20 protein-coding genes and 7 tRNA genes are annotated in these 26,488 nt (G+C 38.8%); 6 read left to right on the plus strand and 21 right to left on the minus strand.

The window, feature by feature from the left end; all coding sequences use genetic code 11:
• The first annotated feature begins 109 nt into the window (after positions 1 to 109).
• The gene (locus LT090_RS05105) at positions 110 to 904 is read left to right on the plus strand and encodes an alpha/beta fold hydrolase (RefSeq protein WP_082897206.1); all 795 of its coding nucleotides are present in this window, start codon (positions 110 to 112) and stop codon (positions 902 to 904) included.
• A gap of 42 nt (positions 905 to 946) precedes the next feature.
• Here the strand turns inward: LT090_RS05105 and LT090_RS05110 are convergent, their stop codons facing one another.
• Together LT090_RS05110 and LT090_RS05115 are read right to left on the minus strand one after the other, a co-directional pair.
• Positions 947 to 2,161, minus strand: coding sequence for a glycosyltransferase family 2 protein (locus tag LT090_RS05110; protein ID WP_157726642.1), 1,215 nt, complete (start codon positions 2,159 to 2,161; stop codon positions 947 to 949).
• Positions 2,162 to 2,944: 783 nt separating this feature from the next.
• Complete coding sequence (locus LT090_RS05115; protein WP_068546912.1) at positions 2,945 to 3,403, minus strand: Hsp20 family protein; 459 nt, start codon at positions 3,401 to 3,403, stop codon at positions 2,945 to 2,947.
• 334 nt (positions 3,404 to 3,737) lie between these two features.
• On the opposite strand from LT090_RS05115, the gene LT090_RS05120 reads away from it, so the two are divergent.
• Entirely contained in the window at positions 3,738 to 4,352 is a 615-nt protein-coding gene (locus tag LT090_RS05120; protein ID WP_068546911.1) for a DUF924 family protein, read from the plus strand.
• 90 nt (positions 4,353 to 4,442) lie between these two features.
• Here LT090_RS05120 and tpx read toward each other — a convergent pair whose 3' ends face one another.
• The 8 genes from tpx to LT090_RS05160 all read right to left on the minus strand — a co-directional run bounded on the left by tpx (position 4,443) and on the right by LT090_RS05160 (position 13,042).
• Positions 4,443 to 5,033 (minus strand): thiol peroxidase, encoded by a 591-nt coding sequence (gene tpx, locus LT090_RS05125; protein WP_068546910.1) that lies wholly within the window; start codon positions 5,031 to 5,033, stop codon positions 4,443 to 4,445.
• A 116-nt stretch (positions 5,034 to 5,149) separates the two neighbouring features.
• Positions 5,150 to 6,823: an amidohydrolase gene (locus tag LT090_RS05130; protein WP_068546909.1), complete on the minus strand. Its 1,674-nt coding sequence runs from the start codon at positions 6,821 to 6,823 to the stop codon at positions 5,150 to 5,152.
• Between the two features lie 148 nt (positions 6,824 to 6,971).
• Positions 6,972 to 8,513: an apolipoprotein N-acyltransferase gene (gene lnt, locus LT090_RS05135; RefSeq protein ID WP_068546908.1), complete on the minus strand. Its 1,542-nt coding sequence runs from the start codon at positions 8,511 to 8,513 to the stop codon at positions 6,972 to 6,974.
• 77 nt (positions 8,514 to 8,590) lie between these two features.
• The gene (locus LT090_RS05140) at positions 8,591 to 9,472 is read right to left on the minus strand and encodes an HlyC/CorC family transporter (RefSeq protein ID WP_068546907.1); all 882 of its coding nucleotides are present in this window, start codon (positions 9,470 to 9,472) and stop codon (positions 8,591 to 8,593) included.
• A 31-nt stretch (positions 9,473 to 9,503) separates the two neighbouring features.
• Positions 9,504 to 9,962, minus strand: coding sequence for an rRNA maturation RNase YbeY (gene ybeY, locus LT090_RS05145; RefSeq protein ID WP_068546906.1), 459 nt, complete (start codon positions 9,960 to 9,962; stop codon positions 9,504 to 9,506).
• Positions 9,962 to 10,978 carry a PhoH family protein gene (locus LT090_RS05150; protein ID WP_068546905.1) on the minus strand — a complete coding sequence of 339 codons (1,017 nt, stop codon included), beginning with the start codon at positions 10,976 to 10,978 and terminating at the stop codon, positions 9,962 to 9,964. The genes ybeY and LT090_RS05150 overlap by 1 nt, the downstream gene beginning before the upstream one ends.
• Before the next feature lie 63 nt (positions 10,979 to 11,041).
• Positions 11,042 to 12,484, minus strand: a complete 1,443-nt coding sequence (gene miaB / locus LT090_RS05155; RefSeq protein WP_068546936.1) for a tRNA (N6-isopentenyl adenosine(37)-C2)-methylthiotransferase MiaB — start codon at positions 12,482 to 12,484, stop codon at positions 11,042 to 11,044.
• A 261-nt stretch (positions 12,485 to 12,745) separates the two neighbouring features.
• On the minus strand, positions 12,746 to 13,042 hold the full coding sequence (locus LT090_RS05160; protein WP_068546904.1) for a hypothetical protein: 297 nt from the start codon (positions 13,040 to 13,042) through the stop codon (positions 12,746 to 12,748).
• Positions 13,043 to 13,401: 359 nt separating this feature from the next.
• Between LT090_RS05160 and LT090_RS05165 the strand changes: the two genes are divergently transcribed.
• Together LT090_RS05165 and LT090_RS05170 are read left to right on the plus strand one after the other, a co-directional pair.
• Complete coding sequence (locus LT090_RS05165) at positions 13,402 to 14,583, plus strand: FAD-dependent monooxygenase (RefSeq protein WP_198360695.1); 1,182 nt, start codon at positions 13,402 to 13,404, stop codon at positions 14,581 to 14,583.
• A 19-nt stretch (positions 14,584 to 14,602) separates the two neighbouring features.
• Complete coding sequence (locus LT090_RS05170; RefSeq protein WP_068546903.1) at positions 14,603 to 15,406, plus strand: alpha/beta fold hydrolase; 804 nt, start codon at positions 14,603 to 14,605, stop codon at positions 15,404 to 15,406.
• Positions 15,407 to 15,688: 282 nt separating this feature from the next.
• Here LT090_RS05170 and LT090_RS05175 read toward each other — a convergent pair whose 3' ends face one another.
• Both LT090_RS05175 and LT090_RS05180 read right to left on the minus strand, forming a co-directional pair.
• The gene (locus tag LT090_RS05175; protein WP_068546902.1) at positions 15,689 to 16,486 is read right to left on the minus strand and encodes a collagen-like protein; all 798 of its coding nucleotides are present in this window, start codon (positions 16,484 to 16,486) and stop codon (positions 15,689 to 15,691) included.
• Positions 16,487 to 16,667: 181 nt separating this feature from the next.
• A tRNA-Leu gene (locus LT090_RS05180) sits at positions 16,668 to 16,752 on the minus strand.
• Positions 16,753 to 16,960: 208 nt separating this feature from the next.
• Here LT090_RS05180 and LT090_RS05185 point away from each other — a divergent pair.
• Positions 16,961 to 18,790, plus strand: coding sequence for a tetratricopeptide repeat protein (locus LT090_RS05185; RefSeq protein WP_068546901.1), 1,830 nt, complete (start codon positions 16,961 to 16,963; stop codon positions 18,788 to 18,790).
• Between the two features lie 438 nt (positions 18,791 to 19,228).
• On the opposite strand, the gene LT090_RS05190 is transcribed toward LT090_RS05185, so the two are convergent.
• From LT090_RS05190 to LT090_RS05225, 8 genes are all read right to left on the minus strand, one after another.
• A tRNA-Leu gene (locus tag LT090_RS05190) sits at positions 19,229 to 19,313 on the minus strand.
• Between the two features lie 140 nt (positions 19,314 to 19,453).
• A tRNA-Met gene (locus tag LT090_RS05195) sits at positions 19,454 to 19,530 on the minus strand.
• 82 nt (positions 19,531 to 19,612) lie between these two features.
• Positions 19,613 to 19,687, minus strand: a tRNA-Gln gene (locus LT090_RS05200).
• Positions 19,688 to 19,743: 56 nt separating this feature from the next.
• Positions 19,744 to 19,818, minus strand: a tRNA-Gln gene (locus tag LT090_RS05205).
• 127 nt (positions 19,819 to 19,945) lie between these two features.
• Positions 19,946 to 20,030, minus strand: a tRNA-Leu gene (locus LT090_RS05210).
• Positions 20,031 to 20,043: 13 nt separating this feature from the next.
• Positions 20,044 to 20,120: transfer RNA gene (locus tag LT090_RS05215), tRNA-Met, on the minus strand.
• A gap of 187 nt (positions 20,121 to 20,307) precedes the next feature.
• Entirely contained in the window at positions 20,308 to 23,385 is a 3,078-nt protein-coding gene (locus LT090_RS05220) for an efflux RND transporter permease subunit (protein ID WP_068546900.1), read from the minus strand.
• Positions 23,386 to 23,400: 15 nt separating this feature from the next.
• Entirely contained in the window at positions 23,401 to 24,573 is a 1,173-nt protein-coding gene (locus LT090_RS05225; protein WP_068546899.1) for an efflux RND transporter periplasmic adaptor subunit, read from the minus strand.
• Between the two features lie 199 nt (positions 24,574 to 24,772).
• On the opposite strand from LT090_RS05225, the gene LT090_RS05230 reads away from it, so the two are divergent.
• The gene (locus LT090_RS05230; RefSeq protein ID WP_068546898.1) at positions 24,773 to 25,390 is read left to right on the plus strand and encodes a TetR/AcrR family transcriptional regulator; all 618 of its coding nucleotides are present in this window, start codon (positions 24,773 to 24,775) and stop codon (positions 25,388 to 25,390) included.
• 11 nt (positions 25,391 to 25,401) lie between these two features.
• On the opposite strand, the gene LT090_RS05235 is transcribed toward LT090_RS05230, so the two are convergent.
• Entirely contained in the window at positions 25,402 to 26,418 is a 1,017-nt protein-coding gene (locus LT090_RS05235) for a LacI family DNA-binding transcriptional regulator (RefSeq protein ID WP_068546897.1), read from the minus strand.
• Between the last annotated feature and the right edge of the window lie 70 nt (positions 26,419 to 26,488).

Genomic DNA, 26,488 nt, shown 5'->3' on the forward strand with positions numbered 1-26,488 from the left:
AGTATACTCCTGCTTTTTTGAGCTTACAATGCCAATAAACTAGTAACAACGGTGCTGCTCTTTAAGCCACCCTGTTATACACTGTAAGTGATATTCTAAATGGAACCAAATGATGAAAGAGAAAATATTACCGGGTATAAAAGTAACAGGTGACGGTCCTGCTGTGCTATTTCTTCATAGCTCGTTAAGCTCTTCTAAACAATGGCAACCGTTAATCAGTGTTCTTAGTGATAGTTTTCGTTGCATTAATGTAGATTTACTCGGTTATGGTCGTGCGCCACAAGTTAGCAATCCGGATAATTATAGCTTAGCAACTGAATTGAACAGGATATTTAATGCGTTAGAGCATATTATAGGTAACCACCCGTTTCATTTAGTTGGTCATTCATTTGGTGGTGCTAATGCGTTGAAAATCGCGGTTGAAAATCCTAAGCGCATCTTATCTCTGAGTTTATATGAGCCAGTAGCATTTCATTTGTTAGAAGAAGGCACGGATGTTAGGGCTAGGGTTATAGACTTTGCGAACACGGTTGCCCGTTTAGATGCTGAAAGCGCGGCGCGTCACTTTACTGATATGTGGAACTCAAAAGGTTTTTTCGATAGCTTACCGAGGAAAATGCAAACGTTAATGAGTGATGATATTGCGAAAGTAAATCTTGATTTTATTGGCTTAATATCAGAAAAATATGGCTTGCAAGAGTGTCAAATTGTAACGTGTCCTGTTACTCTTATTCATGGTAGTCAAAGCCCCGATATTAGCCGAGAAATTATTGATCGTTTAGCCAATAGTTTTAGCAATGTGATTGAATATGAAATTGACGCAGGGCATATGGCACCAATTAGCCATGCTGAGCAAGTCGCAAGTATCATTAATAATGCAATACGTGGCGGTGATAATTTCTAGCGCGCTTGCCTAATTTTCAGCAAAGCAGCTTAAAGGTCAATTCTATAGACCAACGCGAATCCACTTTTGCCAGGTTAAACTTTGCTTGCGTAGTAGGCGTTTTAGCGAGCGATACAGTGCTTGTAGCTCTACAATGTCGACTATATAAAATATAAGCCAAGCAACAGGCGCTAGCATAATTAGATTTCGATGATATTTAGGTTTGCTATCGAGAAACACTTGCAGGCAAAGTAATACGCTTATAAACCCTATCATTGTGAGTATTGGTAAGTAATCGTTATAGTAGACACTATAACCATAAAACAAGCTTATTATGACGGCTTCTAGCATCAAAATAACTTCACCATAAATAGCCAGCGGTAATACTAACCAAGTTAAATAAACACTGTGTTTTGTATCAACACTGAAAAACATATTTTTAAATTTTAATAATGTTTGAAAGCGACCGAATTTCCAACGTAAACGTTGGTTAAACAAACCTCGCCAATCCGAAGGGCCTTCAGTGTACGTAATTGCATCGGCAGCGTAACGAGTCCGATAGCCGGCGTTCAAAATGCGCAATGACATTTCAATGTCTTCAGTAACAATGTCGTGATTAAAACCGCCAAGCTTTTTCAGGACACTGTGTCGATATGCTGCGGCAGCACCGCCGATGATAAATACGGCATTAAATACTGAGTCAGCTCTTCTAAGAAAGAAACCAAATAAGTATTCAAGTTGCTGCATGATTTCGATTGACCTACGCTTGTTTCCAATCACCACATTGCCAGCCACAGCAGCAACGTTTTCTTGATGGAAATGTTTAACCGTATTGATGACAGCGTCTTTATCTATTAGGCAATCACCGTCAATAGTCATGATAATATCGCCAGTCGCACTCTTCAAAGCATGATTAAGCGCGTTCGCTTTACCTGCATTTGTAATTGATAGGTAAATAAATTCTATCAAAGAATCGCTTTGTTGGTGCTGGCGTTGAAACTCACTAATAATGTCATCGGTATTATCCGTAGAGCCGTCATTAATGACGATGATTTGTAATTTATTATAGTGAGTATTAACTACCGACCTTAACGTTTTTGTAATGCCAACTTCTTCATTATATGCTGGCACAAGAATGGATACAGACGGCAAATTTTGTTCATCAATATTGTGTTTGTTATTTATTCTTGGATAAAAACAAAGCGCGACCAGTTGAGTAATATATTTGATTAATAATGGTAGCAACAACATAAACAACACTATGCGAACTAAGTTCATCTGCTCGCTTGCGACTGTTTGAGTCGAAATGGCTAAATAAAAAATTGCAAACGTGATGCTATAAAGGGCACACAAAGTCATGACTTTATAAAATTTTTTAAAAAAGCTTGGTATACGGATTTTCGCCTTCATTTTAGATACTTCTTAATGGCAACTATTACTAGCGCCATAACTCCCATTAAAGACTGTTTTGTTAAAATAATGTTGATGGCGGCGGAGTATGCCACTAGTACTGAAAATAAGACATCCCTTTTATTCTGTTCAGAGGTCCAATTTGGCTGCTCTGTAAAGGTTTAGAGTGAGAAGTATCTATTTTACAACCGTTTATAGGAGGATTTTTGAAATATAAAAAATTGCTATATGTTATAACTATCGAAAGAAGTTAAACAAAACGTCCATATATTTTTCAAAGCTTACATCCTGTAAGGCGTCAAAAAATTAAACATCCATGTATTTTTTGCATACCATGTATAGGACATACGAATGCCGCGGTCACATGGACGTGAAAGAGCGGTCTTACATCCTGTAAGGCGTCAAAAAATTAAACATCCATGTATTTTTTGCATACGATGTATAGGACATACAAATGCCGAGGTCACATGGACGTGAAAGAGCGGTCTTACATCCTGTAAGGCAAAAAAAGACCCGCAAAGCGGGTCAAAACGAATAGGGAGTGTTTGTTGTGAGTATTCGAAACTCATAGGTAAAAAGGATAATTGAGTAGCAACATGATTCGACAAATCAGGGGGAGAGAATGCTACTCAATACGTTCTATATCAATCCTTATTTGGTATCGCCTTCAAGTAATGATTTGCTATGTATAGCAATCTTACGAGGCTTTAACGCTTCTGGTATTTCTCGCTCAAGGTCGATATGTAACAAACCATTTTCCATGTGAGCGGCAATAACTTTTACATGATCGGCAATTTGAAACTTACGCTCAAAGTTGCGCTCTGCGATACCTTGGTAAACAAACGTTCTATTTTCATCACCATCTTGAGGTGCTTTGATACCCGTTACTGTAAGAGAGTTTTCTTCTGATTCAATATCTAACTCTGCTTCGACGAAGCCAGCAACAGCCATAGTAATTCGGTATTTATCGTCGGCAATTGATTCTATGTTATATGGTGGGTAAGCAGGCTGTTTCTCAGCTCGAGAAGCTTTTTCCATAAGAGATGCTAAGTGTTCTGCACCGATGAATGAACGATAAAGTGGGCTAAAATCTTTTGAAATTGTACGCATAATTATATCCTATATATAGCAATATTAAGTTTGTGTGCCTTTCATAATGAACAGGCGATTAATACCAAGACAAGTGCTTGGTGAATTTGGCAATCCATTCGGACTTGCCGGTTGTAGACCCGTTATGGCGACTACAATAAATAGATAGGAACGAATAATTATTTTTCAAGGGATTAATGAAAAAATTATTAATTGAAAATAAAATAAAACCAAGAAAGTTAATTTTAAGATAATAATATCAATGACTTACTGTTTTTGGTTTTTTTATCTTTATTTGCAATTAATTAAAAACTTTCTATCTTTAAGGGCAAGAAGGAAGAATCAAGGAAGCGCAATGAACGGAAATATAAGTAAAGTACTCGATTTTTGGTTTGGTGAAATTAACGATCAGCTTTCCGATGATAAACAAACTATTCTTTGGTACCAATCAACCAATGAAATGGATGAAAATATACGTAATGAGTTTGAACATCTTTACGAGCAAGCTTTTTCTGGGCAGTTAACATCGTGGCTAGATACTGCGCAAGGTTGCATGGCATTAATTATTTTACTCGATCAAATGCCGCGCAATATGTACCGAGGCAGCGCCCAGGCATTTGCAAGCGATCATTTAGCGTTAGACTATTGTTTATTGGGTTTAAATAAGGGTTATGACAAGCTATTGCCGCTGGTTCAACGTTGCTTTTTCTACCACCCATTAGAGCATGCCGAGGACATAGAGTTACAACAACTTTGTGTAACTGAATTTCAACGACTACAGCAAGTTTATAATGGCGAGAAGCAGCAATTGTTTATCCGAAATGGCCTTGAATTTGCTAAGAAACACTTAGAAATTATTGAACAATTTGGCCGCTTTCCCTATCGAAATGAGGTTCTTGGAAGGGAGTCAATTAAAGAAGAGTTGGAATTCTTAAAGACCGGCGTAAATTTTGGCCAGTCCAAAAGTTAAAAACCGATATCAGCTCGTCAGTTAGTGCACTCTAGTGCGCAACACACAAGCTGATAACGGCTTATTAAGTTATAGTTATATCGTCGATATTTACAGGCTATTTGCTTCTTTAGCTGCAACTAAAGCTGCATCGTAATCTGGGTGAGTCGAAATATCAGCAACTAATTCTTTATAAAAGATCTTTCCTGATTTATCGATGACAAAAATTGAGCGCGATAATAGCCCCATATCTTTTATCAATAAACCGTATTTGTGACCAAAGTCACGCCACACTGAATCTGAAAGTACTTTAATGCTTTCAACACCTTCTGTTTTACAAAAGCGCTTTTGAGCAAATGGTAAATCGTTACTGATAGTAAGCATCACAATATTATCGGGAAGGTTAGCAACTTCTTCATTAAAACGTTTTGTTTGCAATGAACAAACACCTGTATCTAGGCTAGGTACCACAGATACAACAACAGTCTTTCCTGCAAAATCAGACAACTTAACTTTGGTAAACCTTTCATCAACTACCTTAAAGTTTGGTGCCGTGTTGCCTTTGTATACTTGCTTCCCTATTAAAGTGATCGGTTTCCCACCTGCAACCACTAAACCGGTTGATTCAGTGACTTCCTCAGCGAATGCGAGAGTAGAACAACACATGGCTGCAGCGATAGTTAAAGATAATAGTTTTTTCATGTTAGCTTCTTAAAGTAGTTTATAAAATAGAGTGTAAAGTTTAATTTTAAAATTAGTTATAAAACCAGTTAAATCAAAGGTTAATTGTCGCAGTCGTATTTATTAATCTGTTTACATTATTTGATTCTTACTGTCTCGCCATTAACCCATGTTTGCTCGACAGGTATTTGCCATATTGTTGATGGCTCAATGTTAAATATATCATCTTTGATGAGAATGAAGTCAGCTTTCTTACCAACTTCTAAACTGCCAATGATGTGTTCTTGATGTCCCGCATATGCAGCGTTTAAGGTAAAGCTTTGCAACGCTTCTTGAAGGTTCATTCGTTGTTCGCCGTACCAGCCACCGTTAGGTTGATTGTCTTTATCTTGACGAGTTACTGAGGCGTGCAGGCCAAAAAATGGATTTGGATACTCTACAGGGAAATCGGAACCTGCTGCAATCATAATTTTGTTGTCGAGAAGAGTCCGCCAAGCATAAGCGCTTTTTATTCTATGCTGGCCTATTCTGTCTTCTGCCATGTTTTTATCACTGGTTGCGTGTGTTGCTTGCATAGAAGCAATGATATTCATCTGTTTGAAGCGCACAATATCTGCTGGTAATAATACTTGCGCATGTTCGATACGGTGACGTAAATGTTTACTATTGGTTTGTTCGATTAATGTTTGGTAGTTATCTAAGGCTTGCTTGTTGGCATTATCGCCTATCGCATGGGTATTCACTTGGAAACCAAATTCCATTGCCGTTTTCATCACCGAGGTTAACTGCTCTGGACTATATAGCAACAAGCCTTTATGGTGTGGTAAATCAGAGTAATCCTCCACAAGCGCCGCACCGCGAGAGCCAAGGGCACCATCGACAGAAATTTTAACGCTATTTATGGCTAACATGTTGTCAGCGCTTTTATAAGGACCTTTGGCCAAAGTATTTAGCCAATTTTTATCTTTTACATCGACCATTGCATTGACGCGGATCGGCATTCTATTTTGTTTGACTAGCGCTTGGTAAGCAGTAATATTGGCCAAATCAATACCTGCATCATGAACACTGGTTAAACCTTTACTCGCCAATGATGTCATCGCGGTAAACAACACATGTTCTAACTCATCCTGATTTAGTTTGGGTTTGGCTTTATAAATTAGTGACATGGCATTATCTATAAAGACACCGGTTGGTTCACCTTGGTCATCTTTTAATATTTGTCCGCCCGGCAGATCTGCTGTGCTTCTGTTTACACCAGCGATCTCCATTGCTTTACTATTTACCCAAATCGCATGACCATCAACACGGCGCAATAGCACTGGCGTATCGGGAAAGTATTTATCTAACAATTGTTTACTTGGAAATTGCTTATCTGGCCAGTTTACTTGGTTCCAGCCTCGGCCCTCTATCCAAGTTAATGTTGGGTTTTCTAATTGATATTGTTTGGCTTTTTCTACTGCATCTTGCTCGCTAATAGTTTGTTCAAGCTTTACCTGCATGAGGCTTAAACCATAACTTTTAACATGGCCGTGGGCATCAATTAGTCCCGGCAACATTGTATTGCCATGACCGTCAACGCGCTCAATTTTGCTATCGTTTGGCAGCTTCTCACCATGACTATAGATCTTTTCAATAATATCATTGTTAATCTGCAAAGCATGAAACTTGGTCAATTCGCCACTATTATCTTGCGCATTACCGGTTAACGTATAACCGTTGACGTTGTAGATTATTTTAGTTTTAGCGAGGCTGCTAGGAGAGGTCAATAGTAAAGCGAAAACGAGAATGGGCGCTAAGTATTTATTCATATTATTATCACTTTATTTTATTATTTTACTATCAGCATTAAATGGTCAATTTAAGTCTATTTATACTAGCGCAGTAGAGCTTGATTATTAACAAGTTTCTCTACATAGAGATAAGTTAAGGGGGCCCTAATTGTTTTAGTTGGTGGTTCTAGTTGCGATAGCGACGAATAATCAGCATTAAAGCAAATACCACGAACAGCAACTTGTCTAAATGAATTCCATAATCTGAATAAAACGTTGTTCCGGTCACGACATCAACTTTTGTTTGCAATGTACTTAAGGTAAATTGTTCGATATCTGCGGATATTCGACCATTATGGTCAATCACAGCGGTTAAGCCATTGTTGGTCGCTCTAAGCATCGGCCTAGCATATTCTAGCGCTCGCATACGAGCAATTTCTAAATGTTGATCAGGGCCATGTGAAGCGCCAAACCAAGCGTCATTACTGACCGTTAATAATATTTCAGTGTCATTATCAAAATTAGCCGCTAGTTGTTTTGAAAATACTACTTCAAAACAAATCAGTGGCGCAATTTGAATACCGTTTGCAATTAAATTCTTTTGTACATAATCACCGCGACTGAACGAAGACATCGGTAAATTGAATAGTGGGGCAATCGGCCTTAGTAATTCCTGAAATGGAATAAATTCGCCAATGGGTAAAAGGTGATGTTTGTCATAGTGATTGCTGTTGCGCCAATAATAGTCGCCCTCATTATCATCAACGTTTTTATTGCCGAGTACGATTAAACGATTGAAAAACGCGCTACTATCTGGCTCATAATTAATAATGCCGGTAATTAATGCTGTATTGGCTTGTGCCGCTTCATGGTTCAGTTTACTAAGAATATCTTGCGACAATGGCTCAAGTCTTGGTATTGCGGCCTCTGGCCATATGATTAAATCGTTGTTTTTATATAATTCTGTGGTTTGATCGATATATAAATCGATGATGTTTTGTTCTGCTTGTTTATCCCAGCGCAACTCTTGTTTGATGTTGCCTTGCACTAAGGCGGTATTAATCACTTTCCCTGTTTTTTCAACAAAGCTAAGTTGTGAGGCAATTATGGTAACGATGACTACCGAAGCAAGTATGGCTGAATTGAGTTTCAGGCGCTGTTTGTTGACTATGGAAACTAATAAACAAGCAATTAAAATCACAATGAAGCTAATGCCTATTTCACCAATTATTGGTGCTAAAGCGGCAAATGGGCCATCAATTTGACTATAACCGATTGATAACCATGAGAACCCCGTAAGCACAACCCCGCGAAGCGTTTCAGCAATTAGCCAGGTAAATGGCAGGTATACTAGACTTACTTTATTTTGGTTAAAACGGGCGGCTAAATAAGCGGCCAAGCCGGTGAACAAAGCCAAATAAGCACACAGTAGTACCATCAACAAGATAGAAACAATAAGTGGTAAACCACCAAATTGTTCAATAGAAACATGAACCCAACTAATACCTACTCCAAAAAAGCCCAAACCAAACGCAAACGCTGATCTGAACGCTTGTTTTTTATCTTGCTCGTTGAGTAAATATATCCATATTGATAGTGCGGCAATACTGACAAACCACAAAGAGAAGGGCGCATAGGAAAACACCATAATAGCCCCTAATAAAAAATTAGGGACGTAACGTTTCCATAAGGAGTGTTCGATTGATAACAGGCTGGTTTTATTATTCATATGGCCTAGTTTTTGTTTGTACTTATTTTCTGAGTGTCATCAATATTAAACTTTATTAATATCGATGACACTTTTTACTAACGATCGTCAGCAAGTTTGCCATTTACTTCGTGATCTTTTGGCACTGCCACTTGAAGTTGTTGTATACGTCGTTTATCGGCTGATACAACTTTAAATTCAAAGCCAAGAATATTTATGCTTTCGCCTCGATTTGGCATGTGACCAAACTGATGAATAACAATACCACCAATGGTATCGGCTTCTTCTTCATTAAAGCCAGCATTGAAATATTCATTAAAGTTATCAATTTCAGTTAGTGCTTTAACTTGATACACATTACCGCTTAAGTGACGAATTTCGCGCTCTAACATGTCATCATGTTCGTCTTCGATTTCACCAACAATCAACTCTAGAATATCTTCGATGGTAACTAGACCTGAAACTCCACCATATTCGTCAACAACAACAGCCATGTGGTAGCGCTGTTGTCTAAATTCTTTTAATAAAGGTTCAACCTTTTTACTTTCTGGAATAATAATCGCTGGACGAATAATATCCTTTAAAGAAACCTCTGCGGCATCGGCATTAAAACCATAGGCCAATAGATCTTTAGCCAGCAATACACCTTCGATATGATCAATGTCATCATTTATCACCGGAAAACGTGAGTGTGCAGATTCTAAAACTGTTGGCAGAAATTCTGATACTGACTGCTCAATATCAATAGTTACCATGTGTGAGCGAGGGATCATGATATCGCGAACGCGCATATCACTAACTTCTAAAACGCCTTCAAGCATTTGCTTAGTAGCGGGTTTTATTAAATCTCGGTCTTGTGCATCATTTAGCACTTCAACTAGTTCTTCTTTGTTTTTCGGCTCTCCGGTAAAGACTTGTACAATCTTTTCCATTAATGTTTTCGAAGAACCGTTTCCAGAATGGGGGTTGTCGTCGCTCATAGAGCTTTTTTAATTCCTGTATTAATTAATATTAAGAGGCAATATACGGATTATTATGACCAAGTTCGGCCATCAATCGTATTTCTATTGCTTCCATTTCTTCTGCTTCATCTTGTGTTATATGATCATAACCCAACAAATGCAAGCATCCGTGAATGATCATATGCGCCCAATGAGCATGAATTTGTTTATTCTGATCAATAGCTTCGGTTGAAACTACGTCAGCTGCAACTACTAGATCGCCTAATAGATCAAGTTCGATCCCATCAGGAACTTCAAAGGGAAAAGACAATACATTAGTCGGTTTGTCTTTATCACGGTATTGTTTGTTAAGTTGCTGGGATTCATCGTTGTTTACAACGCGGATTGTTAGTTCAAAATCTTTATTATACGGCAATAGCGCAATGTCAGCCCATTGCTGAAATTGTTCATCTGATGGTAGGTTTTCAGTTTGATACGGACGTTGGATATCAAGGGTAATGGTTGCCATTAACGTTTGTACTCAGCGTTAGGTGTATTGACACTTTCGTGACGCTCGTACGCTTCTACTATGCGACCAACCACTGGATGACGAACGACGTCTTTAGATTGGAAGTAATTAAAGCTCACCCCCTTAATGTCAGTTAACACTTCAATTGCATGACGCAGACCCGAACGTTGGCCTCTAGGTAAATCTACCTGAGTGATATCTCCGGTGACGACAGCCTTTGAATTAAAACCAATACGAGTTAAGAACATTTTCATTTGTTCTACAGTGGTATTTTGGCTTTCATCAAGAATAATAAAGGCATCGTTTAATGTGCGGCCACGCATATAAGCAAGTGGTGCAACTTCGATTACGTTACGCTCAATCAGTTTTTCTACTTTTTCAAAGCCAAGCATTTCAAATAATGCGTCATAAAGAGGGCGTAGATAAGGATCAACTTTTTGAGATAAATCACCTGGTAAGAATCCAAGCTTTTCGCCAGCTTCAACGGCTGGACGAGTCAATAGTATGCGTCGAACTTCTTGACGCTCTAATGCATCAACGGCGCAGGCTACTGCAAGGTATGTTTTACCAGTACCAGCGACACCAACACCAAAGCTGATATCGTTTGTTAAAACATTTTGAACATATTCGCCTTGGTTCTCGTTACGAGGTTTGATCACGCCGCGCTTGGTGCGAATGGTAACCATTTGATCAAACTCTGCAGCGGTTTCTGCGGTTTCTTGTTCAAGCATGTTTAGTTCAGTCAGAGCTAAGTGCAGCTCTTCTGCTGAAACTGTGCCGACTTTGCCTTTTACTGGCGCAGTTTGAACATAGAGATCTTTAAGTAGTTTAACAACAGCAACACACACTTGCTCTTTGCCATGTATCTTAAATTTGTTGCCACGATAGCCAATTTCAACACCTAAACGGCGCTCAATTTTACGCAGGTTATCATCTAGTGGTCCGCAAAGGTTGGCCAGTCGATTATTATCTAATGGCTCAAGTAATACTTCGTGGCTTTGATTATCTTTACTCAATCGTATCTCTATTTTTAATTGTTAAATCAACGTTCTACATTGTTAATTAAGGTATTAATTAGATTATGGCGTAAATGTCGCAACACCTAAATCATCAGTTTCATAATTTGGCTTACCGTGATGTTGGTTAGCAAGGATGTCCGCTGGAGAGTGCGCAATACGCAAGCCCATTTCATCTTCAGTACGTACTAACTTACCACGCAATGAATTTGAATAGACATCAGTAATTTCAACATCGACAAATTGACCAATTACAGTATGTGGCGCTTCGAAGTTAACTATACGGTTATTTTCGGTACGGCCACGTAATTCCATCGGGTTCTTTTTCGAAGGACCTTCAACTAGGATACGTTGCTCTGTGCCTAACATACGACGAGCAATTGATAATGCTTGTTGAGTGATTCGGTCTTGTAAGATTTGCAAACGTTGTTTTTTGGTTTCTTCACTTACGTCATCAATCGCATCAGCCGCTGGAGTACCTGGGCGGGCACTGTAGATAAAGCTAAAACTTAAATCAAAATCGATGGCTTTGATTAAGTTCATTGTCGCTTCAAAATCTGCATCTGTTTCACCTGGGTAACCGATGATGAAATCAGAAGACATACATAATTCTGGACGTACCTTTTTAAGGGCGCGGATTTTAGATTTGTATTCAATTGCAGTGTGGTTACGCTTCATCATATTCAAAATACGATCTGAACCACTTTGAACTGGTAGATGTAAATGATCTACAAGTTCTGGAATATCGTTATACGCTTCGATTATGTCGTTGGTAAACTCTACAGGGTGTGATGTGGTGTAACGAATACGGTCAATACCATCAATCGTTGCAACTAGGCGTAACAAATCAGAAAAACGACAAATATCACCATCATGAGTATCACCACGGTAAGCATTTACGTTTTGGCCTAGTAGGTTAACTTCACGCACACCTTGCTCTGCAAGTTGAGCAATTTCATAAAGTACGTCGTCTAGCGGGCGGCTAACTTCTTCTCCACGAGTATATGGAACAACACAGAAAGTACAGTACTTAGAACAACCTTCCATAATTGAAACAAACGCTGTTGGGCCTTCAGCTTTTGGTTCTGGTAAACGATCAAACTTTTCAATTTCAGGGAAGCTTACATCGACAACTGAGGTATGTTCACCATTTACTTGGTTAATCATTTCAGGTAAGCGGTGCAAGGTTTGCGGACCAAAAACAATGTCTACAAATGGTGCACGTTGACGAATTGCATCACCTTCTTGAGATGCAACACAACCACCAACACCAATGATTAATTCTGGATTATCATTTTTCATGTTTTTCCAGCGACCTAGCTGATGAAAAACTTTTTCCTGGGCTTTTTCACGGATAGAACAGGTATTCAATAATAATACGTCTGCTTCTTCCGGCTCTTTAACTTCTATGAAGCCGTGAGTGGAATCTAATAAATCAGCCATCTTCTGCGAGTCATACTCGTTCATCTGACAGCCCCAGGTTTTAATATAAAGTTTTTTACTCATTGTTTGATTGCCCACCAAATCTTGCTTAAACATAAATCGATTTTGTGCCTAAATGCACAAAAGGGGGCGTATTTTACTCTTTCTTCACATTTGGTGCTAGCAAAAGCGGTGTTTTAATTTGTAATTTTGTCGTTAATTCGCCTAAATAAGCGAAGAAATAGCGGAATGAATAAAGAAAAAGCCCAATCATCTTAATTTTTTATATGAATGGGCTAAGGTAGTGACTTTCTTTTTTGGTGAAGCGGTTGTTATAGCTCAACCTTATTCACTGTATAACTTAGTTGTTTGAGCCTTTGCAGAAATCGCATATAAGTTTGATTCTTGCGCTAGGTTTAGTATTTCAGTTTCAATGCTATTGCGAGCTTGACGGCTGATGTCTAGTGTTAGTTTATAGTCCATTTGTTGTAATAAATGACGTGTTTGTTGTTTTACCACGTCAACATTTTCAACGTAAGTAACTTCAAATACTGGCATTTGAGGGTCCGCTGTATTTGCAAGAGCAAAAGTAGACGAAGAAACAAGTGATATAGCGATTAATGATTTAGTTAAAATGTTCATAGTGATTTCCTAATATATGTATTGTAAATCTATTTTGCTAAGCGACTTCTTTCTGCTCTGCAATGTGTTACCTATTAAGATACAGCAACTGGAAAAAACGTTGCAAAATGGATGTAAGAATATGTTTCAACAACCGTGTTTCGTGAACTTTTGTTACATTCATTTTACAAATTGCACTTTATCGCTGATTTCATGTAGTTCGTCGACAAGGTCAAAAAATGACATTAAAAAACATTAAAAACAATGGTTTATGTTGGTTGTGGGTTTATTTTTCAATAAAGAATTATTTTTAGTCGAGCGAGATAATCGCTTGGTATTCATCTGTGGCTTAGTTAGAATTGATAAAAACCTGCAATATTATGAGTAATGAATCAGTGAAATCTTTCGATTGTGTGATCGTTGGCGGTGGAATGGTTGGTGGTGCGACAGCATTAGCACTTTCTGATCTTGGATTAAGTGTCGCGATTGTTGAAGCACATACGCCAAAATCATTTGATCGCGAACAGGACTTTGATTTACGGGTTTCTGCAATCTCAGTCGCCTCAGAGCAACTACTTGAGCAGTTACAAGCTTGGCAACAAATCAGTGAATGGCGCACCTGTCCCTATAAACGTCTTGGGGTTTTTGAAGACGATATCGCTTATGCAGAATTTAATAGCGATGAGATTGGCCAAAGTCATTTAGGCCATATCATTGAGAATCGTCTGATCCAATTATCAATTTGGCAGCAAATTGAGACTCGAGCAAACATCCATTTATATTGCCCTCAGACACTCGTTGGTTTTGAACAGACTGCAGAATCAATTACCGTTGAGCTTAATAATGAAAATATCACGAGTAAACTTCTTATCGGCGCCGATGGTGCAAACTCAAAAGTACGGCAACTAGCAAACATTGGCACGACAGGCTGGGACTATAAGCAAAGTGCCATGTTAATCAATGTTGAAACGCAACTCCCACAACAAGATATAACGTGGCAGCAATTTATCAATGGAGCACCAGTGGCATTTTTGCCGATGCCTGGCAATAACGGCTCGTTGGTTTGGTACGACTCTCGTGATGAAATTAATCGCTTAGTTAAACTCACTAACGAACAACTTCAAGATGAAATAGCTGCGCACTTTCCTGTCAAGCTAGGCAGCATAGTGGTTAAGGATAAAGGAGCGTTTCCTCTTACACGTCGTCACGCCAACCAATACGTTGAAAACAGAGTGGTATTGTTAGGGGATAGTGCCCATACTATAAACCCATTAGCAGGACAGGGCGTTAATCTTGGTTTTAAAGACGTTGCGGCATTGCAAAGTGTTATTGCCAAAGCGATTGGTGATGGTGAAAACTTTGATGATGCGAAAGTATTACAACGTTACCAACAAAAACGTAAACCGGATAATTTAGTAATGCAAGGCGCAATGGATGCTATTTATGCGACCTTTAATAACCCGTCTACGCCAATAAAACTGCTACGTAATATCGGAATGTTCGCAGCTCATCGAGTACCATTGTTGAAGCAAAAAGCGCTGAAATACGCTTGCGGTTTATAAACAATTATCTGGCAATATTATGACTACATCGCTGTTATACCATAAGACGTATTTGCAATCTAAAAGCAAGGAATGGATTGTATTGGTCCACGGTGCTGGTGGAAGTTCAAGTATTTGGTTTAAACAAATCAAAGAGTTTAAGAAGCATTTTAATTTATTGCTAATCGACTTGCGCGGTCATGGCCGTTCGGCCTCTTTTACCGCGAAAGCCAGTAATAGAAGAGGATACTCTTTTAATGACGTCTCTTTAGACATTATTCAAATACTAGACCACCTTTCAATCACTAAAGCACATTTTGTCGGTATATCCTTAGGAACTATCCTAATCCATAAACTTGCCGAAATCGCCCCAAGTAGAGTAGACGTTATGATATTGGGCGGAGCAATTACACGCTTTGATGTTCGCTCTTTAGCACTAGTAAAACTGGGAAATCTATTTAAAGATGTAATTCCCTATATGTGGTTGTATCGATTGTTTGCCTATATTTTAATGCCCCAAAAAGGCCAAGTTGAAGCTCGAAGCCTATTTATTAAAGATGCCAAAAAGCTTTGTCAAAAAGAGTTTAAACGTTGGTTTAAACTAGCCAATGGGGTCAACCCTTTAATGCAGCATTACAAAAAAAATGAATTGACCAAGCCTGTTTTATATTTGATGGGAGCCAATGATTATATGTTTATCACACCGGTAATCGACATGGTGACTCACCATGAAAATAGCAAACTGATAAAAATTCAAGATTGCGGTCATGTATGTAATGTTGAAAAACCGGCGGAATTTAATAAACACGCAATTGATTTCATCCACCACCATGCTGGCGACTGATTACTAGATTAAAATAAGAAGTATCTTAATCTTGTATGGTGGTTTTGTGCCATTATCCGCCAGCTACCTTAAGCAAAAGTAGAAACAATTAGCCACGTCATTCCACCGTGATTTTGGGTGGAATCTTCTCCAGTTTTAAGGTGACTATGAACGGCAATTTTGTGCCAATCAGAGACGGAAGTTGTTTTGAATAAAGTGATAATTTATGAGGAAGCCACTAAACAGCTATGCGTTTGCACAGCTATATTAGTGTTATCTTTAAAAGTGCTTCAGACTATAGCTCTATTGACACATAGAAGCCCATCGTTGTGAACCACCTAGAGAAAGAATACAAAGCTCCGCAGCATTTGCAAAATCGGTATCTACACCACAAATTTTTTCATATTTATCAACAGTATCTGAATGGTAAAAAATTCTACAAGAAAATGCTTCATCTGTACTTTTACTTGCATTCGCAGCTACGCACTTACTATCATTTTCACAAATAGTTTTACATGCAGAAGAGTTAATTTCATCAAAGATTGATACAATTTGTTCTTTTGCGATATACGCGCCTTTAACTTCGAACCAAGCCTGGCGTGATGGCGTACCATCAGCATTTGTTGATTCGCGGTGTTTAATGGTTAGTAGGCCATCTTCTGGAGAAGCGCTACAGCTATTATAGTTACCCATTTCATCTTCAAAGAATTGAGCTGAATTCATTTCTGTGATCGTACCTGTAGGCATTGTATGAGTATCAGAAGGACAACCTTCAGGATACTGGCCTAAATTAGCAAATGCTTCACAAAACTGCTGATGACTATACATTACTTCGGAGGTCTGACTTGAAGTTACATTCGCTGTACAGTCGAAAGCATTCCAAGCTCCATCTTTATTAACATCTTCATCTGCTTCATTAACTCGATTAAGATTTAAATCCCAACAGTTTATTCCAGACTCCCCTTGAACACCTTGCTCTCCCATTACTCCTTGAGGTCCCTGTTCCCCTGAAGCTCCTGCGGTACCTGTTGAACCGTTATCACCATCACATGCAAATAACGTGAATGATGTAATTAATATTGTTAATATCTTAGATTTCATAATGTGTTTCTCTGTCCGCTTTTCGCTCTTATACGACCTTAACCTTTTCACATAGTTAACGTCAAATTTGTGACAATACCTAACCCGAACATAGGTTTAAATTCCCCGAAGGTAGACATACTTTCTTTCATGCATAAAAAACTCCTAAGCAAATTTGAGTAAATTCACTTAGGAGTTTAAATGGTGCGGACGGAGAGACTTGAACTCTCACATCGCAAGATACTGGAACCTAAATCCAGCGCGTCTACCAATTCCGCCACGTCCGCAATCCGAGGTGAATTATAGGGATCGTTAGTAAAAGCGCAAGCATTTTTTAATTATTTTTAATATTTTATTTCAAAACAATTTCGTTTTATCGAATTGTTGCCTAAAAAATACAACAGCTGTTTATTCTTTATCCTCCTCGCGCTTTGCTAAATTACTGTTTCAACACTATATTTTGATGATGGAATAATAATTAAAACAGGGCCCCAATTGTCTGCATCGCTATTTGAAGAATTAAAAAGACGTAATGTATTTAGAGTAGGTGTCAGCTATTTGGTACTTGCTTGGATAGTTATACAAGTAACGAGTATTGCAGTTCCTGCGTTACATTTACCTGATTGGGTAAATTCTTTAGTATTCTATTTTGGTCTTATAGGCTTTCCTTTTGCTTTATTTTTCGCCTGGGCCTTTGAAATCACACCAGATGGTATTAAGCGCGAGGCGGATGTGGATCGCAGTCAATCTATTGCTCCTCAAACCGGCCGTTATCTTGATTACACGATTATTGCATTATTATCAGTCGCCTTACTGTATTTCGTATGGGAAAGTCGATTTGAGACTGATACTTTAACGCAGCCAGAAGTCGCTGCGGAGCATACACCAGCATCAATCTCTAAAGTTATTTCTATTGCCGTTTTGGCATTTGAAAATATGTCTTCAGATAAAGAGCAAAGCTTTTTCTCTGATGGGATTTCAGAGGAAATATTAAATGTATTGGTAAAGGTCCCGGGATTGGATGTGTCTTCACGCACATCATCATTTCAATTTAAAGGTCGAGATATAGGGATCCCTGCTATCGCAAAAGAGTTAAAAGTACGTTACGTCGTAGAAGGATCGGTTCGAAAAGCTGGAGACAATATCCGTGTAACGGCTCAGTTAATTGATTCAACTAATGACAAACACTTATGGTCAGACACCTACGATAGACCTTTAAATATAGAGAATGTATTCGTAATCCAAGATGAAATTGCGGGTTCAATTGTTCAGGCATTAAGCGATGTTCTTGGTACCAATCAAATCGCCGTTAAAGTAGATAAATCGACTAATAATTTAGATGCATACGAATTATATTTAAAAGCAAGGACACTATTTCATGCTCGAATCGATTTAGATATCGCAGATCAACTATTGGTTCAAGCTATCGATAAAGACGCTAATTTTTCAAAGGCATGGGGAATAAGATCTGCATTACAGTCATTAATGGTTGAATATGGATATAGTGACAATTCAATTGATAACGTAGATAGGTTGACAGTTGAATATGCCAAAACAGCAATTGGTTTGAATCCTAATAGTGCGACTGCCTTCGCCGCCATGGGATTAATGATGTACAACAGTAACGTTGATCTTAGAACGCAATATAATTGGGAAGAGATTTTTGAATTATATGAAAAAGCACTTTCAATCGAGCCAACCAGTGCTTCAGCATTAAATTGGCAAGGATTGTCTTATTTGTCGGTTGGCGAATTAGATGAGGCATTGAAAAGTTTTAAACAGTGTATTGAATATGAGCCTTATTATACGCCGTGTGTTGATAATCAAATGGTGATGCTTGGTTATATGGGCACTGACGACGAAGCAGTAAAAGCGTTTCTTGATGCATTAGATTCAGGCCTTGTGAAACTTGATCAAGCGAGTTATTTCCTGCCATTACTCGCCCGATTAAATAAAGAGCTTGTATTTAAATCTGTGACCAATTTACAAACGGTTTTATTCGGCTGGCGACGACATGATGAATTGTATGATGCTTATAGAAATCCAGGGGAGATTTATACTGAGTTAATTACTGACATAAAGCGTTTTAGTGAAAGTAATAGAGTATCAGAACCGACTTATTTAAGAATGATTTTATTGTATATCGGAGACTATGATGCTTTACCTTTTACTTTGTCTATGTGGGATAAGTCGTTATATAACTATCGACAATCGCCACAATTCCACTCTTTTATCAAGAAAAGTAATGTGTTGAAATATTGGCAAAACAATGGTTTTCCAAAACAATGTAAACCGCAAGGGAAAGTCGATTTTTATTGTGATTAAAAGCAAGTTAATGGTTTATTTATTAATTTTATTTTAGGCATAAAAAAACTCCGGAGAAAGATTCGATAGGAAAATATCTTCGGAGTTTTTCTATATAGATATCAAATGGTGCGGACTTCGATACTTGAACTCTCACATCGCCAATGGTGCTAGAGGAACCTAAATCCAATGGATTTATAGTTCAGCTATTCAGCTAACTCTAGGCATAAAAAAACTCCGGAGAAAGATTCGATAGGAAAATATCTTCGGAGTTTTTCTATATAGATATCAAATGGTGCGGACTTCGATACTTGAACTCTCACATCGCCAATGGTGCTAGAGGAACCTAAATCCAATGGATTTATAGTTCAGCTATTCAGCTAACTCTAGGCATAAAAAAACTCCGGAGAAAGATTCGATAGGAAAATATCTTCGGAGTTTTTCTATATAGATATCAAATGGTGCGGACGGAGAGACTTGAACTCTCACATCGCAAGATACTGGAACCTAAATCCAGCGCGTCTACCAATTCCGCCACGTCCGCAATTTGATTTTTATTACTTCAATAACACAAGCGCGTCTACCGCTAATACCCATGCCACGTCCGCAATTTGATTTTTATCACTTCAATAACATAAGCGCGTCTACCGCTAATACTTAAGTTACTTCGCAATTTAATTTGTATGGTGGCTACACCGGGACTCGAACCTGGGACCCCATCATTATGAGTGATGTGCTCTAACCAACTGAGCTATGTAGCCATACAAATTTTTACTTTTCTTTAGAGCAAAAAAAAAGCTGATAACAGCTTTATTTTGTTGCCACTTTACTTAATAAGAAAAGTGGCAGGGGTAAGAGGATTTGAACCTCTGAATGACGGGATCAAAACCCGCTGCCTTACCGCTTGGCTATACCCCTGCAGTGTTTTCTGCTTTCTTACATTGTTTGTTCCGCCACAATCTTTCGAAAAGAAGTGGCAGGGGTAAGAGGATTTGAACCTCTGAATGACGGGATCAAAACCCGCTGCCTTACCGCTTGGCTATACCCCTACAATGTATTCTGGCAATTTACCTTCAATGAAAGTAAATGGTGCGATTGAGAGTTTTGACACTCACATTGCCAATGGTATTAGGAGAACCTAAATCCAATGGATTTACTATTTCGCTTAATAGTAAATGGTGCGGACGGAGAGACTTGAACTCTCACATCGCAAGATACTGGAACCTAAATCCAGCGCGTCTACCAATTCCGCCACGTCCGCAATGTTAATGTTATGGTGGCTACACCGGGACTCGAACCTGGGACCCCATCATTATGAGTGATGTGCTCTAACCAACTGAGCTATGTAGCCATAACATTACTTATTTAAGTTGCCTCAAACAAGTGCGGCGTATTATGCAAATCTGCCTTGCCGCCGTCAACTGTTTTTTTCAAATAAATGCTACTTTTTGCCCGATTGCTTAAAGAGTCATCAATTTGTGTTATTTCTGATCACGATTACCGCGGTTTGGTAACATAAAATTGCAATTTTACGCTGTTTAAGCCATGACAGTATTTGTTTGTTCAAAAGGTTTTGATTTACTCATCAGACAAAATATTGCCGGCACAAAATAGAATGAAAGTAGGGTAGTTAACACCGTACCGCCAGCTATCGCAATCGCAAACGGTGGCCAAAACCCACCTCCGGCAAGTATCAGTGGTAAAAAACCGCCGACAGTGGTGATGGTTGTCGAGCTAATATGACGAGTACAACTTAATACCGCATGTATGATGGCATTGTTATCTCCACTGATTGCTTTGCTGTCTGCCTTGAGCTCTGCCAATATTACAATGGCAGAGTTAATGGCTAGCCCCATAAGGCCAAGTAAGCCAATGATCACGGTAAAACCAAACGGATGGTTAAACATATACACACTTAATAACCCTAAGCCCGTTGACATAAAACCTGAAATAAAAATAATGCTCGAAATTCTAAAAGAGTTAAACGACAGCACAACAACCGTAATAAGTAGTATGGCAATAATGCCGACGCTACTCATTAATTTACCAACGGCCTCATCACGAGCGCCACTTTCACCGCCTATTTGTATGCTGTAACCGTTTGGTAGGTTAAAATCTTGTTGCTCAAGTTTTTGCTGTATTTCAGCCAGTACCATCGACGGTAATACACCAGTTCTAACATAACCTTCAATAACGTTCACGCGCATACCGTCTCGATGTGGAATAGCACCGCGACTTGGACTAACGACAGATTTACTTACCGCGGATAATGGAAAACTACTGCCGTCCTTATTATTAACAATCGGGAAGTTGGCTAAATCATTAATACTTTGATGTTCGCTATCGGCAATTTTTACGCGAACGTTGATAGACTCCGTTGCTTCAATGACCGAACCCTGTTTACTGCCATCTAATGCCAAGTTCAACTGATTAGCAATATCGGCCAAATTAAGTCCTAAACGATTCACCGTTTCTTCATCAGCTTCAAGCCAAACCTTTGGGGTTCCCGGCATTAATGTGGCGCGCGAGTGAATGATATGATCAGTTTCAGAGAATACTTTACGGATCTCATTACCTTTGCTTTGCAATATATCTAAGTTCGGACCAAATAGCCGGATCTCAATTGGTGCATTAAAAGGAGGGCCTTGTTCAAGCTTGCGTACCAATATTTGTGCTTCTGGAAAATGATTGTCTAAATCAAATTGCAACTGCGGTATCAATTTATTTGCAACTTCAAAATCAGCGGCGCTAACCATAGCCTGCGCATAGTTTTGCATACCATCTTTGGAGCTCATTAAATTGTAATAAAACGATGGTGCAGATTTACCGATAAACCAGTTTAATGCCTTTATTTCGTTATACTGATTTAAGTATTCTGATATTTGCTGAGTCATTGTGGTCGTCGCATTAATGCTCGTTTGCGCTGGCATATACAACTCTATTTGAAACATGTCTCTGTCGGATGCCGGGAAGAATTGCTCATGTAATTGTGACGCACTGAAAAAACCTGCTATTGGCAGTAATAGCACAATAGCAATGGTTAGCTTAGGCTTATGCAAAGATTTCGCTAAACTCTTTTCAAATAAAACATGCAACTTAGGCAAGGTAATACCTTGGTATAGCCAACCTGTTTTACTGTTATCAATTTTAATAAATCGCCCTGATAGTCCTGCGACAATCGTATGAGAAATTATATACGAACCAATTAGCGCAAAAATAACACTTAACGCTATACCACCGACAAATTCTCCAGCATCACCAGGCATTAATACGATTGGCATGAACGCTAAAACCGTGGTCAATGTTGAGCCCATTAGTGGCATCCACAAATGTTTTACCGACTCTAGTACCGCTTGTAAACCGCGAATACCTTTCATCTTCTTTTGCTGTATTGTGTCGGTCATTACAATCGCATTGTCGACCATTATGCCTAAGGCAACGACCAAACCAGTGACCGACATTTGGTGAATAGGCAGGCCATAAAAGTTCATTACTGACAACGTAAAGAAAACAGTAAGGGGTAGTGAGGCAACAACAATCAAAGCAGAGCGAAAACCCAAACTGACTAATAACACAGCTGCTATTATGCCAAAGCCAATAAAGATGTTATTAACCAGATCAGATAGGCGCACACTGGTGTATGTGTTTTGATCAAACAGTACTTCCAATTCAATATTTTCTGGCAGCGACTGTTCAAATTCCGCGATTTTTTCAGCAACTTTAATTGACCATTGATCAATACGTACTCCGGTTAACATGCGCGTACCGACAACGATTGCAGGTCTTCCATTAATAATCGCAGCTTCGTCATGGGGACTAATAATTTGGCGTTTTATATTGGCAACATCACCAACTAACAAAGAGCTATTACTGTCTGAATAAATCGGGATGTTTCTAATGCGATCAAGTGATATTAAAGCACCGGTGAGCTCAATTTGCATTTGGTTGTAATCATTAACCAGTTTGCCTGCCGGCACTTTGACATCGGCTCGAGCAATCGCGTTACTCACTTGTTGCAATGAAATGCTAGATTGCGCTGCTAATTGCTGGTTTAGCTCAACCAGTATTTCTTCATCATTTTGGCCATGAATTTCAACAATATCAGTGTTACTTACTAGCCTAAGTTGAGATTTTAATTCTGTGGCGTAACGACCTAAAATTATCTGATTAACCGGGCTATCATCGGCCCATTTAACCGCGACCAATTGCGTATAAGCAAAACTTCGTTCATCTTCCAAAATAGGCGACATTGCGGATTGCGGAAGTTCGTGGTCAACATCATTTAGTAAGTCTCGAATACGAGAGAAAACCGGATCAGAATCGGAAACTTCGCCTTTGAGTTTTACCTGAATAACTGAGATACCAGGTCGTGAAGTTGATTCTAAGTAATCTATCTCCGCAAGGCGTCTTAATTTTTGTTCTATTTTTTCAGTAACTAACGCTTCAACACGCTCAGCACTCGCCCCTGGAAAAGGCGTGATAACACTGGCGGCGCGATTTACCATCGTTGGATCTTCAGCGCGTGGCAAGACACTAAGTGATGCTAAGCCGGCGACAATAATGATGGCAATCATCAGCACCATCAAGCGGCCATTTTTTACGAATAATTCAATCATAATAAAAGGCCCTAATTAATGTGCTAACGCGGTATTGATAACCGTTTTGCTTTTTCTAACTTTCTGACCTGGAACAAAGCGCTGAATGCCTGATTTTAATATTTCGGTGCCCGAAGGTAGGTCAACTTGAATAAATGCTTTGTCTTGTTCGCTATGCAGTAGCACTATGCTGTGGCTTTTAATTTCAAACAGCTCTGGATCATTTTCTAGAGGCTTTAATATATAAATGTTCCAAGTACCACGAATACCATCAGTGAGTGCCGCTAATGGTACCCAAAACCCTTGTTCTTGGTGCTCTTGTTGAAACTTGAAATAGGCAATTTGGTTGTTAAAAACCTCAATATTATCAACAAGTTCGAAACGTAATTGCACGGTTCTTGATTGCAAGTTGATATTCGAATTTATCGCTAGATTATCAACAATATAATCTTGTTCGTTAATGCTTAAGTGGTACTGTTTTTGGTCTTTAACGTATGGAATTAAGGATTTAGGTACGCCCACTTTTAACTCATTGTTTCCACGGCGTTGAATTTCAAAGGCAATAATTTGTTGGTTAACCACTTCACCGTTATTGATCATTCGTTTGTTAACCGTTCCGGCAAATGGCGCGCGTATTTGACTGTGGTTAATTTGATATTGTTTTGCTTCTATACTGGCATTTAATTGCTGTTCATTAGCCAATAATACATTTTGCTGGGCATTGAGTTCATCGAGTCTTTGTGCAGACGTATAGCCTTGCTCTAATAAAGAATTGTTGCGAGTTAAGTTTGCTTTCACTAAATCCATATCGGCGCTGACTTGCATTAACTGCGCCTTGAGTTGCTTTAACTCGATTGACAATAATTCACTATCAAGTTGCGCAAGTAATTGACCTTGTTCAACCTTAGCGCCTTCATCTACGAGTACTTGGTCAACGCGACCTTGGATTTCAAAATTTAAACTTGCGGTTTGCTTGCTAACCACAGTGCCGGCAAACTTTCGATTGACTAAGTAACTCGATTGTTTAACCAAAGCTTCACTTTGTACTTGATGATAGAAAGGCTGAGATGAATCGATAATCTTGCTACTGCTCTTTGTCGGATCTTCGCCGCAGCCAGCTATTAGCAATAGCACGGCCAAAAATATAAAGGTGACAATAAAAGAAGTCTTTCTATTGCTGAGCGGAAAATTGTTTAACTTAAATATCATCGAACTGGTCACTTAATCATTTTGAAGAATTAGTCGTACAATCGAGTTGTTAAACTGGACTGTTCGGTCTAGTTTAGTATGATCAAACTAGACTGTCCAGTCTATTTTGTTGCAGTTTATAACAAATAGTCATAAGATTGGTTACAGTTGTGATATACCTTCTGTGTAAAATGTTGATTTAAAAACAGAGTTAGAGAAATTGAATAAAATTAAAGTTCGCAGTAAAAGTGATTCTAAAAGGCAACTGATCTTAACGGCAGCGACCGAGTGTTTTTGCGACAAAGGTTTTCTTGCTTCGTCGATGGCTGGTATTGCTAAAATGGCCAACGTGTCTAAACAAACCGTTTATAGCCATTTTGGTAGTAAAGATGAGCTGTTTCAGGCTGCTATTGCCAATCGTTGTGAGGCATTTAAATTAGCCATAAGTGAACGAACTAATATTGATGATCCTAAAATAACCTTACTGGAATTTGCTCATGAATTCGTCGCACTGTTATTGTCAAAAGAGGGCATGGCGATACATCGAACATGTATCGCAGAATCTAAATCTAACCCAGAGATATCGCGCCTATTTTTTGCCGCAGGTCCTGAGCCTGTTATTAAAGAGTTATCAGCATTGTTAGAAGGTTATCGCAAAAACGGCACACTCGATATTACTGATAGTCACCAAGCGGCCATTCAATTTCTCGCGATTGTTAAAGGCGAGTCGGTCATGCGTAATGAATATAATACTGAACTTCAATTGAGCCAACAGCAGATCACAGAGTATCTGGAAAATACTGTTAGCTTATTTTTGCGGGGCTATGGCTACCAATAGCCGATAAGTTATTATTCTTCTTTATTCGAAGAACCACGAACAACCAGTTTAGGGACAAACTGTTCGCACACTAATTCTTTGTTGGTACCACGAATATCACTGATTAACATCGATGTCGCATTTTCTGCAATCGTTTGGTTTGGCTGATCAGCGGTAGTGATTTGAGGCCAAGTCTGACGTGAGAACGGCGAATTCTCAAAACCAACTACGGCGAGCTGATCTGGTATTTTGATATTTTGTAAACGTGAACCAAATAGTGCGCCAGCGGCGATTTCATCATTACAGCCGAAAATCGCAGTCGGTTTATTCTTTAATTGAAGCAACGCTTCACTGCCTTTTACACCTGATTCAAAGCTGTATTCACCATCGACGATATAGTCATTATTAATGGCAATATCATGATCAGTAAGGGCGGCTTTATAACCATTAAGTCGCTCGTCAGTTGATTTATGCTCTTTTCCACCACAAATAAAACCGATGTCTTTGTGCTTCAGTTCAATCAAATGTTTGGTTAATTCATAAGACGCATCAAAGTCATTCACCATAATACAGCTAGATAAATTATCTTTTGATTTATTACCAGAAAAAATACGAACAAATTTAACACCCATATCATGTAGCTTCTGGATCACATCTTCCATTTCTGAAAACGGTGGGGTGAGCACAACACCTGCGATACGAGAATGCCTGATCATATTGGAAATTTCGTCGACAATATCGCCTGACTTCGAGTTACAAGGGTGAATGACAAGTTCGAAATCTTGCTTACGACATTCATTCAAAATACCGTTTTGCATATCAATGATGTAATAGGCATTTGGGTTGTCGTAAATGTAAGCGATCGTATAAGAGCTAGTGCCAGCAAGGCTTCTAGCAGCTAAGTTGGGTTGGTAATTTAATTCAGATACTGCTGCGAGTACTTTTTCCCGCGTTGCTTGTCTAACTGAAGCTTCTTTATTGATAACGCGGGAGACAGTCTTAATTGACACTCCTGATAATTTAGCAACATCGTTAATCGTTACTTTCATTTATTCGCCTTATTATTATTGTTCTCTGTATCTGCAATTCAGTTAATGTATAGCAGGACTATATACCAAA

The organism is Thalassotalea crassostreae (assembly GCF_001831495.1).
GTDB classification, from domain to species: Bacteria; Pseudomonadota; Gammaproteobacteria; order Enterobacterales; family Alteromonadaceae; genus Thalassotalea_A; species Thalassotalea_A crassostreae.

Excerpts from the sequence above, each read along its gene's own strand:
- LT090_RS05105 (WP_082897206.1), top strand. The coding sequence starts at position 110 with ATGATGAAAGAGAAAATATTACCGGGTATAAAAGTAACAGGTGACGGT.
- LT090_RS05110 (WP_157726642.1), bottom strand. The coding sequence starts at position 2,161 with ATGAACTTAGTTCGCATAGTGTTGTTTATGTTGTTGCTACCATTATTA.
- LT090_RS05115 (WP_068546912.1), bottom strand. The coding sequence starts at position 3,403 with ATGCGTACAATTTCAAAAGATTTTAGCCCACTTTATCGTTCATTCATC.
- LT090_RS05120 (WP_068546911.1), top strand. The coding sequence starts at position 3,738 with ATGAACGGAAATATAAGTAAAGTACTCGATTTTTGGTTTGGTGAAATT.
- tpx (WP_068546910.1), bottom strand. The coding sequence starts at position 5,033 with ATGAAAAAACTATTATCTTTAACTATCGCTGCAGCCATGTGTTGTTCT.
- LT090_RS05130 (WP_068546909.1), bottom strand. The coding sequence starts at position 6,823 with ATGAATAAATACTTAGCGCCCATTCTCGTTTTCGCTTTACTATTGACC.
- lnt (WP_068546908.1), bottom strand. The coding sequence starts at position 8,513 with ATGAATAATAAAACCAGCCTGTTATCAATCGAACACTCCTTATGGAAA.
- LT090_RS05140 (WP_068546907.1), bottom strand. The coding sequence starts at position 9,472 with ATGAGCGACGACAACCCCCATTCTGGAAACGGTTCTTCGAAAACATTA.
- ybeY (WP_068546906.1), bottom strand. The coding sequence starts at position 9,962 with ATGGCAACCATTACCCTTGATATCCAACGTCCGTATCAAACTGAAAAC.
- miaB (WP_068546936.1), bottom strand. The coding sequence starts at position 12,484 with ATGAGTAAAAAACTTTATATTAAAACCTGGGGCTGTCAGATGAACGAG.
- LT090_RS05160 (WP_068546904.1), bottom strand. The coding sequence starts at position 13,042 with ATGAACATTTTAACTAAATCATTAATCGCTATATCACTTGTTTCTTCG.
- LT090_RS05165 (WP_198360695.1), top strand. The coding sequence starts at position 13,402 with ATGAGTAATGAATCAGTGAAATCTTTCGATTGTGTGATCGTTGGCGGT.
- LT090_RS05170 (WP_068546903.1), top strand. The coding sequence starts at position 14,603 with ATGACTACATCGCTGTTATACCATAAGACGTATTTGCAATCTAAAAGC.
- LT090_RS05175 (WP_068546902.1), bottom strand. The coding sequence starts at position 16,486 with ATGAAATCTAAGATATTAACAATATTAATTACATCATTCACGTTATTT.
- LT090_RS05220 (WP_068546900.1), bottom strand. The coding sequence starts at position 23,385 with ATGATTGAATTATTCGTAAAAAATGGCCGCTTGATGGTGCTGATGATT.
- LT090_RS05225 (WP_068546899.1), bottom strand. The coding sequence starts at position 24,573 with ATGATATTTAAGTTAAACAATTTTCCGCTCAGCAATAGAAAGACTTCT.
- LT090_RS05235 (WP_068546897.1), bottom strand. The coding sequence starts at position 26,418 with ATGAAAGTAACGATTAACGATGTTGCTAAATTATCAGGAGTGTCAATT.